General features: G+C 73.4%; 15 protein-coding genes and 1 riboswitch. Of the genes, 8 read left to right on the top strand and 7 right to left on the bottom strand.

Going from position 1 to position 14,401, the window contains the following annotated elements; genetic code table 11:
• The first annotated feature begins 1 nt into the window (after position 1).
• The 3 genes from ABZU46_RS07205 to ABZU46_RS07195 are packed head-to-tail and all read left to right on the top strand — an operon-like array spanning position 2 to position 1,699.
• Positions 2-343 carry a hypothetical protein gene (locus tag ABZU46_RS07205; protein WP_354855556.1) on the top strand — a complete coding sequence of 114 codons (342 nt, stop codon included), beginning with the start codon at positions 2-4 and terminating at the stop codon, positions 341-343.
• On the top strand, positions 327-1,406 hold the full coding sequence (locus ABZU46_RS07200) for a hypothetical protein (RefSeq protein ID WP_354855555.1): 1,080 nt from the start codon (positions 327-329) through the stop codon (positions 1,404-1,406). The genes ABZU46_RS07205 and ABZU46_RS07200 overlap by 17 nt, the downstream gene beginning before the upstream one ends.
• Before the next feature lie 14 nt (positions 1,407-1,420).
• Complete coding sequence (locus ABZU46_RS07195) at positions 1,421-1,699, top strand: hypothetical protein (RefSeq protein ID WP_354855554.1); 279 nt, start codon at positions 1,421-1,423, stop codon at positions 1,697-1,699.
• Here ABZU46_RS07195 and ABZU46_RS07190 read toward each other — a convergent pair whose 3' ends face one another.
• The gene (locus tag ABZU46_RS07190; RefSeq protein ID WP_354855553.1) at positions 1,700-2,554 is read right to left on the bottom strand and encodes a cytochrome c oxidase assembly protein; all 855 of its coding nucleotides are present in this window, start codon (positions 2,552-2,554) and stop codon (positions 1,700-1,702) included. It lies immediately after the preceding gene.
• Positions 2,551-3,042 (bottom strand): DUF2243 domain-containing protein, encoded by a 492-nt coding sequence (locus ABZU46_RS07185; RefSeq protein WP_354855552.1) that lies wholly within the window; start codon positions 3,040-3,042, stop codon positions 2,551-2,553. The genes ABZU46_RS07190 and ABZU46_RS07185 overlap by 4 nt, the downstream gene beginning before the upstream one ends.
• A gap of 138 nt (positions 3,043-3,180) precedes the next feature.
• Between ABZU46_RS07185 and ABZU46_RS07180 the strand changes: the two genes are divergently transcribed.
• The 3 genes from ABZU46_RS07180 (at position 3,181) to ABZU46_RS07170 (ending at position 6,231) form a co-directional block, all read left to right on the top strand.
• The gene (locus ABZU46_RS07180; protein WP_354855551.1) at positions 3,181-4,422 is read left to right on the top strand and encodes a DUF2786 domain-containing protein; all 1,242 of its coding nucleotides are present in this window, start codon (positions 3,181-3,183) and stop codon (positions 4,420-4,422) included.
• Between the two features lie 148 nt (positions 4,423-4,570).
• The gene (locus ABZU46_RS07175; protein WP_354855609.1) at positions 4,571-4,927 is read left to right on the top strand and encodes a YciI family protein; all 357 of its coding nucleotides are present in this window, start codon (positions 4,571-4,573) and stop codon (positions 4,925-4,927) included.
• Positions 4,924-6,231, top strand: a complete 1,308-nt coding sequence (locus ABZU46_RS07170; RefSeq protein ID WP_354855550.1) for a DUF6596 domain-containing protein — start codon at positions 4,924-4,926, stop codon at positions 6,229-6,231. Before ABZU46_RS07175 ends, ABZU46_RS07170 begins: the two co-directional genes overlap by 4 nt.
• Positions 6,232-6,267: 36 nt before the next feature.
• Here ABZU46_RS07170 and ABZU46_RS07165 read toward each other — a convergent pair whose 3' ends face one another.
• The 4 genes from ABZU46_RS07165 to ABZU46_RS07150 form a co-directional block, all read right to left on the bottom strand.
• A complete protein-coding gene (locus ABZU46_RS07165; protein ID WP_139583988.1) occupies positions 6,268-6,441 on the bottom strand; it encodes a CsbD family protein in 174 nt (57 codons plus the stop codon).
• A gap of 75 nt (positions 6,442-6,516) precedes the next feature.
• Positions 6,517-8,766 carry a heavy metal translocating P-type ATPase gene (locus ABZU46_RS07160; protein ID WP_354855549.1) on the bottom strand — a complete coding sequence of 750 codons (2,250 nt, stop codon included), beginning with the start codon at positions 8,764-8,766 and terminating at the stop codon, positions 6,517-6,519.
• A gap of 12 nt (positions 8,767-8,778) precedes the next feature.
• On the bottom strand, positions 8,779-9,726 hold the full coding sequence (locus ABZU46_RS07155) for a hypothetical protein (protein WP_354855608.1): 948 nt from the start codon (positions 9,724-9,726) through the stop codon (positions 8,779-8,781).
• 14 nt (positions 9,727-9,740) lie between these two features.
• Entirely contained in the window at positions 9,741-9,950 is a 210-nt protein-coding gene (locus tag ABZU46_RS07150) for a copper ion binding protein (RefSeq protein WP_354855548.1), read from the bottom strand.
• A gap of 62 nt (positions 9,951-10,012) precedes the next feature.
• Here ABZU46_RS07150 and ABZU46_RS07145 point away from each other — a divergent pair, with 62 nt between their 5' ends.
• Positions 10,013-10,309 carry a metal-sensitive transcriptional regulator gene (locus ABZU46_RS07145; protein WP_030329541.1) on the top strand — a complete coding sequence of 99 codons (297 nt, stop codon included), beginning with the start codon at positions 10,013-10,015 and terminating at the stop codon, positions 10,307-10,309.
• Between the two features lie 5 nt (positions 10,310-10,314).
• Here the strand turns inward: ABZU46_RS07145 and ABZU46_RS07140 are convergent, their stop codons facing one another.
• Positions 10,315-12,276, bottom strand: coding sequence for a heavy metal translocating P-type ATPase (locus ABZU46_RS07140; protein ID WP_354855607.1), 1,962 nt, complete (start codon positions 12,274-12,276; stop codon positions 10,315-10,317).
• 462 nt (positions 12,277-12,738) lie between these two features.
• Between ABZU46_RS07140 and ABZU46_RS07135 the strand changes: the two genes are divergently transcribed.
• Positions 12,739-14,103: a YibE/F family protein gene (locus ABZU46_RS07135; protein ID WP_354855547.1), complete on the top strand. Its 1,365-nt coding sequence runs from the start codon at positions 12,739-12,741 to the stop codon at positions 14,101-14,103.
• 166 nt (positions 14,104-14,269) lie between these two features.
• Positions 14,270-14,400, top strand: a riboswitch (cyclic di-AMP (ydaO/yuaA leader).
• The last annotated feature ends 1 nt before the right edge of the window (position 14,401 follow it).

Raw genomic sequence — 14,401 nt, 5'->3', positions numbered from 1 at the left:
CATGTCCGACGGAATTCAGGTGGACGTCGACGCTCTGCACGCCGCAGCCGCGTCGATCGCGACAACCGGCCAGCAGCTCGGCGAGGCGGTCAGCGGTCTCGAGTCGACGGTGAACGGAGCGGGTAATCCCTGGGGCGCCGACGAGGCGGGCTCCCTCTTCGGGGCCGTGTACGTCGAGGTCCTGACGCATGCGCTCGACGTGTACCGGTCGATGGCCGACCAGTTGTTGGAGGCCGCCGAGAACCTCGACCTCGGTGCCGACGCGCACGAGGCGACCGACCTCGCCAACGCGGAACTCTTCACGAGGATGGAGCTGCCCAGTGGGTATGCAGCTTCCTCCTGAGCTCGCCGAGGCGCTGGGCTGGGTCGGCTTCACCTGGCCGACAGCCGACGAGGAGTTGCTGTTCGAGGCGTCCCAGATGTGGTTCGCGTTCGCCGGCCGGCTGCAGACGGCGGTCGGGGAGGCCCAGGCGGGCGCGGCGCAGGTCAGCACGACCAACAGCGGCGACGACATCCGGGCGTTCGAGCAGGCGTGGCAGGACGAGGAGGGTGCGCCGCGCCGCATGGAGGACGGCGCGCAGGCGGCCGAGCTGATCGGCATGGCGTTGCTGGTGATGGCCATCATCACCCTGACGCAGAAGATCATCGTGATCGTCCAGTTGACGATCCTGGTCATTCAGGTGGCGATCGCGTTGGCGGCGGCGGCACCCAGCTTCGGCGCCTCGCTGGCCCAGATCCCCGTCTCGATCGGCCTGGCCCGGATGGCGATCCAGCGGGTCATCAAGGAGGTCATCGAGAAGGTCGTCAAGGAGATCATCCCGCAGTTGTTGAAGCGCGCGAAGACACTGCTGCGCCGCTTCACCCGAAAGGGCGCGAAGCGCGGCGGCCCGAAGCGGCCCGGCGTGCCCGGCCCGCACACCACCCCGCGCTACTCCAACACCAAGCCGATGCTCGACAAGTACCGCAACGAGCATCTGCCCGGAGGGCACTTTCCGACGGCCGTGCGCCGGCTCAGCCCCGAGGAGCTGGAACAGCACCGGGTCTTCTTCGACAGCAACGGCGTGCTGCGCAGCGCGCGCAACGGCGAGCCGTTCGACACGTCGAGCGCGCAGACCGTATTCAGCGGAAACGGTCAAGCGATCTTCGTGATGGACCGCAACGGCAACCTCTACGCGTCCAACTACCAGAAGGTCGGCGACTTCCACCACTCCACTCTGGGCAACGGAAACCCGGTCGCCGCGGCCGGCGAGCTGGTCGTCAAGGACGGTAGGGTCCAGTACGCCACGGCGCGCAGCGGTCATTACCAGCCCGACCCCAGCCACATGGCCAATCTCGACGCCGAGTTCAAGCGCAACGGCGTCAACGGGGTTCCGATTCTGGGCTGGGATGGCGGCCGGATCTTCTAGGGGAGTCGACGAGCATGGGTACGGACAGTTGGAAGGGCCACGTCAACGGGATCCTCTACGGGGTCCAGTTCGACAGGTCGCTCGACGATTCGGTGGTGACCCGGGTCGCCGACGGGGTGGCCGCCGGGCTCTACCCGGGTGGCCGGGCCGAGACGCGGGACGCGCTGGAGCAGGCGCTGCTCTACTCGGGCCCGCTGAACGACCAGGCCGAGACGCACCACAGCGAGGACGACATCCGCGCGTTCTTCCGGCGGCTCTCCGCCGCCCTGGCGGCCCCGCCCGCACAGAGTTGATCAAGAGGTTCGCGTCACGGCATCGCGGTGTCGTGACGCGAAACTCCTGTTCACCAGGGGTGGGCGGGAGCGGTGGTACCAGGTTGCGAAGAGTGCCACCGCCAGCAGCAGCTCCGCGACGTCGCCGCCGTAGTACATGAGGTGGGCGGCCGATCCGAACGCCGCGGCGTCCGGGTCGGTCAGCCCCGGGGGCAGGGTGCCGGCCTGCGCGTAGAGGTACTTGGCGAGCGCGGCGTGGCCAGCCGACGCGCCGAGCAGCGCGCCGACCCGCACGGCCAGCCCGGGGCGGCGGGGCGCGGGGTCCGGCCCGGCCAGCGACCAGGCGAACAGGTAGCCCGCGCCCAGGTAGTGCAGGTGTACGCCGTGGTGCAGGGCTGGCTGGCGTTCCGCCGTCGCGTACAGCGGGGTGAGCAGCACCAGCGCCAGCCCACCCGTGCTCAGCAGCGCGGCGGTGACCGGGTGGGCGATCAGGTGCAGCGCGCGGGCGCGCAGCAGCCGGCCCACCCGCCGACGCGTCGAGGTGGGCGCGACGTGCAGCAGCAGCGTCACCGGGGCGCCGAGGACCAGCCCGAGCGGTGCCAACATGCCGAGCAGCAGGTGCTGCGCCATGTGCCCGCGCGGGTCGTCCGAGAGGTGGGCCAGCGGCCCGACCGCGACCGCCAGCACGGTGCAGCCGGCCAGCCAGGCGAGAGTACGCCGATGGTCCCAGCCTCGCGGGTCGCGTACGGCGGCCAGCAGGTAGCCGACGGCCAGCACCGCGACCGGGAGCAGCGGCAACCAGCCCGGCCCGTCCGCCGGGTGGCCCCCGTGCGCCCATGGCACCACCGCCGCCGGGCCCGGAGCGACTGCCGTCACCGGGGGCCGTCATCCGGTCGGCGGGACCGCGTCCGCCAGACCAGCGCCGCGCCGGCCAGCAGCAGGACCGCGCCGCCCACGTTCCACACCACGTCGTACGGCACCAGGTGGACGCCGTAGCGGATCTGGTGCACCCGGAGCACCTTGTGGTCGACCAGCCCGTCGAAGAGCTGGAATCCTCCGGCGCCGAGCAGGAAGCCACCCCAGACCAGCCGGGGTGACAGGGCCAGCCGTCGGCGCAGATCGGCGAACCAGAAGAACCCACCGACCAGGGCGATCACCTCAGCGGCGTGCAGCAGCCCGTCCGAGAGCAGCGCCACCGACGGGGTGGACCGGTCGTAGAAGTGGTGCCAGGCCAGCAACTGGTGGAAGACGATCTCGTCCACGGCGGCCATGATCGCGACCCCGATCAGGACGCCCGCGAGCGTGGACGACCGGCGGTCCGGCGCGGCGACGGGACGCCCCCGCGGCAGGCTCGAACCGACCACCACACACCTCGCATCCGCCCGGGTCACCGCCGAACTACCCCAAACTGGCCGAGTCATGCCCGCCGAAGCCGTGCCGGCATGATCATTGGGTGGGGCGGCCGGATGCCTCGCCGGCAGCGGAGACCGAAGGAGGTGCCTGTGCCGGACGCGGACGAACTCGTCGCCGACGCGCTCGCGGCGGTGCGCGGCACCGACGTACGACAGGCCGAACGGCAGCTGGACCGGCTGATGGTCGGCACCGGCGCGGCGGACGGCGCCACGGCGGTGGACGCGGCCCTGCGGCGTCGGCTGGTCCGTGGCCTCGGGCAGCTCTGGCCACGCGGCTGGCAGCCGGTCGACGTGCACCGGATCACCGCGCGGCGGCTCGACGCACGGGCGGCCCGGCTGGTCCGGGACGCGCTGGCCGCTCAGCGACGCGAGCAGGCCGGGCCGGTCCCCGACTGGTGGGACGACCAGCTACGTGCTCTGGCCGCCGAGGGCCGGGACGACGGCGACGACCTGCTGGCCGCCTGGACCGCCGCGGAGGGACTGGACCGGGCCGACGCTCTCCGCGCCGCGGTCGACGTGCTCGCGCTGGTGGAGAGCCTGCCGCCGATCGCGGTGCTACGCCCGCCGCCCGGCTCGACCGGGGCGACGATCCCCCGCACCGCCGGTACGGTCCGCAGCGGGTCGCCGATGCTGGACCGGGTACGCGCGCTGCTCGCGAAGGCCGAGTCGACCACCTTCCCGGCCGAGGCGGAGGCGTTGACGGGGAAGGCGCAGGAGCTGATCGCCCGGCACAGCATCGACGAGGCGTTGCTGGCCGCCGGGGCGGAGCCCGGCGATGTGCCGGGCGGGGTCCGGCTGGGCACCGAGACCCCGTACGCCGGGGCGAAGGCGCTGCTGGTGCAGGAGGTGGCGGCGGCGAACCGGTGCGAGGCGGTCTGGTCCGACGACCTCGGTTTCACCACCGTGCTGGGGTGGCCGGCGGACCTCGTGGCGGTGGAGCTGCTCTACACCTCGCTGCTGGTGCAGGCCACCGCCGCGATGCTGCGCGGGCGCACCGAGCGCCGGCCGGGGTCGGGCCGGCGGACGAAGGTGTGGGACGAGTCCTTCCTCAACGCGTTCGCGCTGCGGATCGGTGAGCGGCTGCGCGCGGCCACCGAGGCGGCCGACCAGGCGGCTGCCGAGACGGCCGGGCCGGAGCGTCTGCTACCGGTGCTCGCCGCCCGTGGCGAGGCGGTCCAGGAGCGGCTGGGCGCCCTCTTTCCGGGCGTCACCCGACACCGGCTCAGCGTCCGCGACGCCGAGGGCTGGTCGTCCGGCACCTCGGCCGCCGACCGTGCCGCGCTCGACCTCGGCGGCGGCCAGCGGCCTCGACAGGTGCCGGGCCGACCCTGATCCGCACGGCGTGGGACCACCGCCGGAGAGTCTTTCTGCGATTTTCTTCGGTACGCGGTAGGGAACGGGGTCTCGGCTCCGACCCTCCGGTGAGCCGCGCCCAAACCGGGAGGCGGCCAGCCAAGCGAGGAGCATCGCCGTGAAGTACATGCTGCTGATCTGGAACCGGCCCGGCTTCACCGAGGAGTTGACCGAAGAGGACCGTAACGCCCTGTTCGGCGAGGTGGACGAGATCATAAAGGAGCTGACCGAGAGCGGCGAGCTGGTCGACGGCCAGGCGCTGGCCAACCCGTCGCAGACGCAGACGGTCCGGCTCGCCGGCGGTCACCCGGAAATCGTCGACGGGCCGTTCATGGAGAGCAAGGAGCAGTTCGCCGGCTACCTGACCGTCGACTGCGACAGCCCGCAGCGGGCCGCCGAGATCGCCGCCCGGTGGCCGGACGTGCGCTTCGGCGGGGCGATGGAGGTCCGCCCGATCATGGAGCAGGCCGGGACGGAGATGTGACCGACGACCGGACGGTCGAGGATCTGCTGCGCACGCTCGCGCCGCAGGTCCTCGGCCTGCTGGTCCGCCGGCACGGCCAGTTCGACAGGTGCGAGGACGCGGTCCAGGAGGCGTTGCTCGCCGCCGCGACGCAGTGGCCCGGGCAGGGCGTACCGGACAACCCGCGCGCATGGTTGCTCACCGTGGCCACCCGCCGGCTCACCGACGAGTGGCGCAGCGAGAGCGCCCGCCGGGACCGCGAGGTGGCGGTGGCGCTGCGCGAGCCGGCGTACGCCCAGGTGGCGCCGGCGGCCGACGCGGAGCCGGCAGTGGTGGACGCGGACGACACCCTCACCCTGCTCTTCCTCTGCTGCCATCCGGCGCTGGCGCCCTCGGCGCAGGTGGCGCTGACCCTGCGGGCGGTCGGCGGGCTCAGCACCGCCCAGATCGCCCGGGCACACCTGCTGCCCGAGGCGACGATGAGCCAGCGGATCCGGCGGGCCAAGCAGCGGATCGAGGCCGCCGGGGCCCGGTTCCTGATGCCCGGGCCGGGTGAGCGCGGCGAGCGGCTGCGGACCGTGCTCCGGGTGCTCTACCTGATCTTCAACGAGGGGTACACCGCGTCCAGCGGACCGGACCTGCGACGGGCCGAGCTGACCGGCGAGGCGATCCGGCTGGCCCGCGTCCTGCACGGGCTGCTGCCCGACGACGGTGAGGTGACCGGGCTGCTGGCGCTGATGCTGCTCACCGACGCGCACCGGGCGGCCCGGGTCGGCGAGGACGGCGAGTTGGTGCCGCTGACCGAGCAGGACCGCACCCGATGGGACGGCGGAGCCATCGCGGAGGGAGTCGCCCTGGTCACCGAGGCGCTGACCTGGTCGCCGCCCGGCCCGTACCAGCTCCAGGCGGCGATCGCGGCGGTGCACGCCGAGGCGCCGACGGCGGCGGAGACGGACTGGCCGCAGATCGTGGCGCTCTACCGGCTGCTGGCCCGGATCGCTCCGAACCCGATGGTCACGCTCAACCAGGCGGTGGCCGTGGCCATGGTGGACGGGCCGCGGGCGGGGCTCGCCCTGCTCACCCCGCTTCACGCCGACGAGCGGATGGCCGGGCACCACCGGCTCGCCGCGGTCCGGGCGCACCTGCTGGAGCTGGCCGGGGAGCCGGGCGCGGCACGGGAGGCGTACCTGGCGGCGGCACGCGGCACGACGAGCCTGCCCGAGCAGCGCTACCTGGAGCTGAGAGCCGCCCGGCTGGCGGGCCGGCCGTCACAGGGGGGATCTCAGGGTTCACGGGCCCGGACACACAGCACGCCGGGCCGGTGAATGATCACCGGCCCGGCGTGCGGGTTACGTCGTACGTCAGCTCTTGAAAGCGTCCTTGATCTTCTCGCCCGCCTGCTTGAGCTTGGCCGTGGACTGGTCTGCGCGCCCCTCGGCCTCGAGCTGCTCGTTGTCGGTGGCCCGACCGGCGCCTTCCTTGAGCTTGCCGGCCGCGTCCTCGCTGGCGTTGTTGATCTTGTCATCGATACCCATGTGCCAACCTCCATTGCGAGCGTCGCTACGACCTCAGCAATACCCCCGCAGTCCACCGCCCAACCATCACCGCCGTCACAATCCGCGATCGGCGGCCGAACGGAACCGGCGCAGACGCAGGCTGTTGGCCACCACGAAGACCGAGGACAGCGCCATGGTGGCACCGGCGATCATCGGGTTGAGCAGGCCGGCGGCGGCCAGCGGCAGCGCCGCCACGTTGTAGCCGAAGGCCCAGAACAGGTTGCCCCGGATGATGGCGAGCGTGCGCCGGGACAGCCGGATGGCGTCCACCGCCGCATCCAGGTCGCCCCGGACGAGGGTGAGATCGGACGCCTCGATCGCCACGTCGGTGCCGGTGCCCATCGCCAGCCCCAGATCTGCCTGGGCCAACGCCGGCGCGTCGTTCACCCCGTCGCCGACCATCGCCACCGACCGCCCCTGCGCCTGGAGCCGCCGGACGACGTCGACCTTGCCGGCGGGCAGCACCTCGGCGATCACCTCGTCGATGCCCACCTCGGCGGCGACCGCCCCGGCCACGGTGGGGTTGTCCCCGGTCAGCAGGACCGGGGTGAGCCCCAGGGCGCGCAGCCGGGCCACGGCCGTCCGGCTGGTCGGCCGGACCACGTCGGCGACCGCGAGCACGCCCCGCGCCCGTCCGTCCCAGCCGGCGACGATCGCCGTACGCCCGGCGGCCTCCGCGTCACGCACGGCCAGATCGACCTCCGGCGGTACGTCGACACCGCGCTCGCGCAGCAGCCGGAGCCGGCCGACCAGCACGGTCCGACCGTCGACCGTGCCGGTGACGCCCAGCCCTTCGAGGTTGGCGAAGCCGGTAACCGGGGGCAGCGCTCCGGCCTCGGCGGCGCCCGCGGCGACGGCCCGGGCGATCGGGTGCTCGGAGGCGGCCTCCACGGCCCCGGCGAGCCGGAGCAGCTCGGCGCGGTCCTCGCCGCTCGCCGGCACGACGTCCACCAGGGTCATCCGGCCGGTCGTCACGGTTCCGGTCTTGTCCAGCACGACGGTGTCGACGCGACGGGTGGACTCCAGCACCTCCGGTCCCTTGATCAGCACGCCGAGCTGGGCGCCGCGACCGGTGCCGACCAGCAGCGCGGTCGGCGTGGCCAGGCCGAGGGCACACGGGCAGGCGATGATCAGCACGGCCACCGCGGCGGTGAACGCGGTGGTCGGACCGGCTCCGGTGCCGAGCCACCAGCCGAGGGTGCCCACCGCGAGGGTGATGACGATCGGCACGAAGACACCGGAGATCCGGTCGGCCAGCCGCTGCACGGCCGCCTTGCCGCTCTGCGCCTGCTCGACGAGGTCGGCCATCCGGGCGAGCTGGGTGTCCGCGCCGACCCGGGTGGCGGTGACGACCAGCCGGCCGCCCGCGTTGATCGTGGCGCCGACCACGCCGTCGCCCGGGCCGACCTCGACCGGCACCGACTCGCCGGTCAGCATGCTGGCGTCGACGGCGGACGTGCCCTCGTCGACGACCCCGTCGGTGGCGATCTTCTCGCCGGGGCGGACCACGAACCGGTCACCGACGACGAGCCGGTCCACCGGGATTCGGGTCTCCACCCCGTCGCGCAGCACCGCCACGTCCCGGGCGCCGAGTTCGAGAAGGGCGCGCAGGGCCGCCCCGGCGGTCCGCTTGGATCGGGCCTCGAAGTAGCGGCCGGCCAGGATGAACACGGTCACCCCGGCAGCCGCCTCCAGGTAGATGTTGCCGGCGCCGTCGGTGCGGGTGATGGCGAAGCGGAAGGGATGCGTCATCCCGGGCATGCCGGCGTCGCCCAGGAAGAGCGCCCAGAGCGACCAGCCGAACGCGGCCAGGGTGCCCAGCGAGACCAGGGTGTCCATGGTCGCGGCGCCGTGCCGCAGGTTGGTCCACGCGGCCCGGTGGAACGGCAGCCCGCCCCAGACCACCACCGGGGCGGCGAGGGTCAGCGAGAGCCACTGCCAGTAGTCGAACTGCCAGGGCGGCACCATGGCCAGCAGGACCACCGGCACGCTGAGCACCGCCGACACCCACAGACGGGTACGCGGACCCCGCAGCGGGTCGACCGGCTGTTCGGTCGTCGGCGGTGCCGGCAGGGCCGCCGTGTAGCCGGTCTTCTGCACCGTGTCGATCAGGTCGTCCGGGGTGACGCTGTCGACGTACCGGACGGTGGCCTTCTCGGTGGCGTAGTTGACGGTGGCGCTCACCCCGTCCATCCGGTTCAGCTTCTTCTCGATCCGGGCGGCGCAGGCGGCGCAGGTCATTCCCCCGATGGCCAGCTCGATCCGGTTCGGCGCCTCGGGCAGTGGTCTGCTGGTGGTGGTCATCGTCTGGTCCCGTCAGTTGTGCCCGTGGCCGGGGGTGCCGTGCTCGGTCGGCGCCGGCCCGCTCGGAGTGGGGTCGCCCCCGGTCGTGGCGGTGCCGGCGACGACGGTGAACTCGGCGGTGTGCACCCGCCCGCCGTGCCGGAAGTCGAGGTAGAGCCGGTAGCTGCCGGCCGAGGGCACCTCGGCGAGGAAGGTGACCTCCGGACCGGGCCGGGTGCGCCCGTCGCCGGGTGTTCCGTCCGGGTGTACGTGCAGGTACGCGAGATCGCCCCGGCGCAGCGCCACCAGGTGCCCGTACGCGCCCAGGTAGGGCTCCAGGTCGGTGACCGGTCGCCCGTCGCGGCTGACGCTCAGGGTGAGTGACGAGGTGCGGCCGGGCTGCGGCACGCCGGCCAGGGTGACGGTGTAGCCGTCGACCGTGGTGCTGGTGGCCGGGGCGGGCAGCGGCCGTTCGGTCAGCTCACCGGGGACGGTCACGTCCACCCCGAGGGTCAGCGCCTCGCCCCCGGTCGGCGTGAAGTCGGCGAACGCCCGCCACTGCCCCGGGCCGTCCAGCGGGGTGTCGACCCGCCAGGTGCCGTCCGGGGCGAGGTCGGGGTGCACGTGGCGGAAGCCGGACAGGTCCCGCCGGGCGACGATCAGGTGCATCCGCTTGTCGTGTGCCACGTCGTACCCAATCACCGGGCGGCCGTCCGGCCCGCCGATCCGGAAGGCGAACTCACCGGCCGGAGCGGCGACCGGAACGAGCGTGTAGCCACGGTCGGAGACGAGCAGACCGCCGGGAGTCCGGTCGGTCACCTCGTCGCGCGCGGTGGGGCCCGAGCTGTGGGCGACGCCGCCGTCGGGCCGACTCTCGGCGACCGGGGCGGCCGGGTCGACCACCCGGCCGATCCCGTACGCCGCGCCGAAGACCGCCGCGAGACCGAGGGCGAACCCGCCCATTCTGGTCACCGTGTTCATCCCGGGCTTCCCGCTCACGCCTCGACGAGGTCGTAACCGGCCTCGTCGACCGCCGCCCGGACGGACTCCGCGTCCACGGGTTGCTCGCTGGTGACGGTGACCCGGCCGGTGGCGAGATCCACCTGCACGTCGCGCACCCCGGCGATGGCGCCCACCTCGGCGCTGACCGCGCTGACGCAGTGCCCGCAGGTCATGCCCCGCACCTGGAACGTCGTGTCGACCATCGAATCTCTCCCTTCGTCGCCTGCCAGCCTATACCCCCCAGGGGTACGCTATCCTCGTCGCCATGACCGCACCCACGCCGATCCGCGGCTACACCGCCAGCAAGGACCAGCTGCTCGCGCGGCTCCGCCGCGTCGAGGGGCAGGTCCGGGGCATCGAGAAGATGGTCGACGACGACCGTTACTGCATCGACGTCCTCACCCAGATCTCCGCGATCCAGGCCGCGCTCGACAAGGTGGCCCTGGGCCTGCTCGACGGGCACGCCCGGCACTGCATGCACGAGGGGGCGGCCGAGGGCCGGGCCGACGAGATGGCCACCGAGATGATGGCGGCCGTCGGCCGACTCATGAAACGCGGCTGAGCCGGTCAGTCGGGCTCCGCGTCGAGGCGTACCCGGCGGAGCAACTGGGCGTTGAGCGCCACCACGATGGTGGACGCCGACATCAGCACCGCCGCCACCGCCGGGCTCAACGCCACCCCGGCCCAGGCGAGCACCCCGGCCGCCAGGGGCAACGCCACCACGTTGTAGCCGGCGGCCCAGGCCAGGTTCTGCCGCATCTTGCGGTACGACGCCCGGGAGAGCCGGACCACGGCACCGACACCGCGCGGGTCGGACGACGCCAGCACCACCCCGGCGGACTCGATCGCCACGTCGGTCCCCGCCCCGATCGCGATGCCGACGTCGGAGCGGGCCAGCGCCGGCGCGTCGTTCACCCCGTCGCCGACCATCGCCACGGTCAGCCCTCGCCGCTGGAGCTCCGCGACCCGGCTGTCCTTCTCGGCCGGCAGCACCTCGGCGAAGACCTCGTCCACCCCCGACCGGAAACCGAGATCGGCTGCCACCGACTCGGCCACCGACCGCGCGTCGCCGGTGATCATGGCGATGGTGCGGACGCCTTCGGCACGGAGCTCGGCGACGGCCTGCCGGGCCTCCGGACGCACCTCGTCGGTGAGCGCGAACGCCCCGAGCACGGTGCCCGGCAGCCGCACCAGGTACAGCACCACGGCCCCGCGCGCCGACCATCTGCCGGTCGCCGCCTTCAGGTCGTCCGGGAGCGCTCGGCCCAGATCCCGCAGCAACGCCGGGCCGCCCACCGCGTACTCCGTACCGTCGACGGTGGCCCGCACGCCGCGGCCCGGCAGCGACCGGAAGCCGGTGGCACGCGCCGGGCCGGCGGACCCGGCCGCCGTCACGATCGCCCGAGCCAGCGGATGCTCGCTGTCGGACTCGACGCCGGCGGCGATCCGCAGCGCTTCCTCCCGCTCCAGCCCCTGGGTCGTCACCAGGTCGCTCACCGCGTGCTCACCCCGGGTCAGCGTGCCGGTCTTGTCGAAGAGCACCGCGTCGACGGTCCGCATGCGCTCCAGCGCCAACTGGTCCTTGACCAGGATCCCGCGCCGCGCCGCCAGGGCGGTGGAGAGCGCCACGACCAGCGGGATGGCCAGGCCGAGCGCGTGCGGGCAGGCGATCACCAGGACGGTGACCGTACGGACCACCGCCTGGTCGGGATCACCGAGCGCGGTCCAGACCGCCAGCGTCACCACGGCGGTGCCGGCGGCCACGTAGAACAGCGCGGCGGCGAACCGGTCGGCCAGCAGTTGGGCCTGCCCACCCGAGCGCTGCGCCTGCGCGACCATGCGCTGAATGCCGGCGAGCGCGGTCTCGTCACCCAGCGCCTCGACCCGGACCCGGATCGCCGAGTCGGTGGCGACCGTGCCGGCCACCACCCGCTCGCCCGTCGACCGGGCCACCGGCCGCGATTCACCGGTGATCATCGACTCGTCCAGTTCGGCGTCGCCATCGACGATCCGGCCGTCCGCCGACACCCGACCCCCGGGCCGGACAAGCACCACGTCGCCCACCCGCAACGCGCCGACCGGCACCGGCTCGGCCTGCCCGTCCGCCGCCACGCGCTCGGCCTCGTCGGGCAGCAACGCGGCCAACGCCGCCAGCGCCCCCCGGGCCTGCCCGATGGCCTTCATCTCCTGCCAGTGCCCGAGCAGCATGATGGTGACCAGCGCGGCCAACTCCCACCAGAAGTCCAGGTCGAAGGCGCCCAGGCTGGTGGCCAACGACGCCGAGTACGCCACCGTGATCGCCATCGCGACCAGCAGCATCATTCCCGGCGCCCGGTCCCGGATCTCCCGCACCGCACCGACCAGGAACGGCCAGCCACCCCAGAGGAAAATCACCGATCCGAGCACCGGCCCGACCCAGGAGCGGCCCGGAACGTCCCACCGGAGCCCGAGCCCGTCCACCACCAGGTGGCTGGTCAGCACCACCGGCAGGGTGAGCACCAGGCAGACCCAGAACCGGCGGCGGAACATCGCCGGGTCGTGGCCGGCGTGCTTGTCGTGGCCAGCGTGCTTGTCCTGGCCGGCGTGCCTCTCCGGGCCGGCGTGCTGATCGTGGCCGGCCGGCGTCGCGTGCTGGCTCTGGTCGGCGGCCTGCTCAGGGGCGGGCTCGGACGCGGGCATGACTCCAACATGCCGCTCCGGGCGACGCCGCGCGGGCGGTTCGACCATCCGACACTCCGCCACGACCTGCGACACCCGGTCCGGCTGGCTAGCATTTCCGGCGATGGCCTACCGGACCCCACCGCCCAGTCGGGCACCGGCGCCGCCACGGCGCGGCGCCTCCGCCGACCGGCCGGTCCGACGGCTCACCCTGTGTGATCACCGGGTCGCCAGCCGGCAATCCGATGCGCCCGGCACCGCGTTCGACCGGCGGAGGTGAACCGACCGGCCCGTCGGCACGTACCCCGCACCGGATCGTTGGGAGTTCTCGCATTGGGTTCCGACCACAGCCGTACCGCTCCGCCCGTCCCACCCCGGGTCCGGCGGATCCTCGTCGCGACGGTGGTGCCACTCTTCGTGGCCACCGTCGTCGCCGCCGTGGTGCTCTGGCCACGGGACGGGGCGCCGCAGACCGGCGGCGGCACGGACGCGCCGCGCCACCACGGCACGGTCACCCGGGTGGTGACCGAACCCTGCCCACCGTCGGCCAACCCGGCGGGCACGCCGGCCATCGGGCCGTGCGGGACCGTGGACGTACGGATCGAGGACGGGCCGAGCGCCGGCCAGCAGGTGCAGACGCCCGTCCCCGCCGGGCCCGGCGCTCCGCGGATCGAGGTCGGCGACGACGTCGTCCTGGTCGAGCTGACCGACCCGACCGATCCCGCCACCAGCAGCTGGAACATCGCCGAGCATCAGCGCGGAAAGCCGCTGGTATGGCTCGCGGTGGTCTTCGCCGCCGCGATCGTCGCGTTCGGCCGGTGGCGGGGCCTGGCCGCGCTGGCAGGGCTGGCCGCCAGCTTCGCCATCCTGCTCACCTTCGTGTTGCCGGGCATCAGCGCCGGCCGGTCACCGCTGCTGGTGGCGGTGGTCGGCGCAGCCCTGATCATGTTCGTGGTGCTCTACCTGACACACGGGGTGACCGCGCAGACCTCGGTCGCGGTGCTCGGCACCCTGGGCAGCCTGGTGCTCACCGGCGTGCTCGCGACCATCGCCACCGCCGCCACCCACCTGACCGGCTTCGGCAGCGAGGACGCCACCACGCTGTCGATGTTCCAGGCCGATGTCGATCTGCGTGGCCTGCTGCTCGCCGGGATCATCATCGGCTCACTCGGGGTGCTCGACGACGTGACCGTCACCCAGGCCGCCACCGTCACCGAGCTGGCGAACGCCAACCCCGGCCTGAGCCGGCTGCAGCTCTACCGGGCGGCCACCCGGGTCGGCCGGGCGCACATCGCCTCCACGGTCAACACCATCGTCCTGGCGTACGCGGGCGCCTCACTTCCGCTGCTGCTTCTGCTCACCGCCGACACCCGCCCCCTCGGGCAGATCCTGACCAGCGAGTTCCTCGCCCAGGAGATCGTCCGCAGCGCGGTCGCCACGCTCGGCCTGATCGCCGCCGTACCCCTCACCACCGGGCTCGCCGCCGTGGTGACCGCGGCCGGGTCGACGCCGGCGCAGGACGCGGCCGCCGACGTCCTGACGCCGCGCCCCCGTCCGGACCGGACGGAGGCGTTGGCCGCCCTCAGCTCCCCGCCAGCGGGTCGGTCCGACGGGCCCGACCCGGAGCGGAGCGCACCCCCATCCACCGCCACCACCGGGTGGCCAGAGCCGAACAGGAGCACGGATACGGCATGGTGACACTCCTCAGCGTGACCGGATCGGGCCTACGCCCTGAGAACCGCGTCACTGGTCACTCAACGCCATGGCGAAATGACGCTTTTAGTCGGCATCAGGACGTAGCTCAGGCGGTGGACTCTCGGGTAACCTCGCTGCCGGTCACCGACGAAGGCGCGCAGCGGCGCCTGCGGTGCCACCGCCCAATCGCCAACCGGCGAGCCGGGGACCCAGGTACGTGGGGTGAATCCGCGACAGCGGTAGGGGCCACTTCCGCCCCGAACCCGTCAGCTAACCCGGTCGGCGGTCGACGGAAGGGAAC

It is taken from the genome of Micromonospora sp. NPDC005197 (genome assembly GCF_040608295.1).
Classification (GTDB): domain Bacteria; phylum Actinomycetota; class Actinomycetes; order Mycobacteriales; family Micromonosporaceae; genus Micromonospora.
The sequence above is the reverse complement of the archived record's forward strand: the minus strand, read 5'-3'. Positions and strand labels throughout refer to the sequence as shown.

Bases quoted from the DNA above. Each gene is read 5' to 3' on its own strand.
- ABZU46_RS07160 (WP_354855549.1), bottom strand. From the start codon at position 8,766: ATGACCACCACCAGCAGACCACTGCCCGAGGCGCCGAACCGGATCGAG.
- ABZU46_RS07195 (WP_354855554.1), top strand. From the start codon at position 1,421: ATGGGTACGGACAGTTGGAAGGGCCACGTCAACGGGATCCTCTACGGG.
- ABZU46_RS07140 (WP_354855607.1), bottom strand. From the start codon at position 12,276: ATGTTCCGCCGCCGGTTCTGGGTCTGCCTGGTGCTCACCCTGCCGGTG.
- ABZU46_RS07165 (WP_139583988.1), bottom strand. From the start codon at position 6,441: ATGGGTATCGATGACAAGATCAACAACGCCAGCGAGGACGCGGCCGGC.
- ABZU46_RS07205 (WP_354855556.1), top strand. From the start codon at position 2: ATGTCCGACGGAATTCAGGTGGACGTCGACGCTCTGCACGCCGCAGCC.
- ABZU46_RS07145 (WP_030329541.1), top strand. From the start codon at position 10,013: ATGACCGCACCCACGCCGATCCGCGGCTACACCGCCAGCAAGGACCAG.
- ABZU46_RS07175 (WP_354855609.1), top strand. From the start codon at position 4,571: ATGCTGCTGATCTGGAACCGGCCCGGCTTCACCGAGGAGTTGACCGAA.
- ABZU46_RS07150 (WP_354855548.1), bottom strand. From the start codon at position 9,950: ATGGTCGACACGACGTTCCAGGTGCGGGGCATGACCTGCGGGCACTGC.
- ABZU46_RS07155 (WP_354855608.1), bottom strand. From the start codon at position 9,726: ATGAACACGGTGACCAGAATGGGCGGGTTCGCCCTCGGTCTCGCGGCG.
- ABZU46_RS07200 (WP_354855555.1), top strand. From the start codon at position 327: ATGCAGCTTCCTCCTGAGCTCGCCGAGGCGCTGGGCTGGGTCGGCTTC.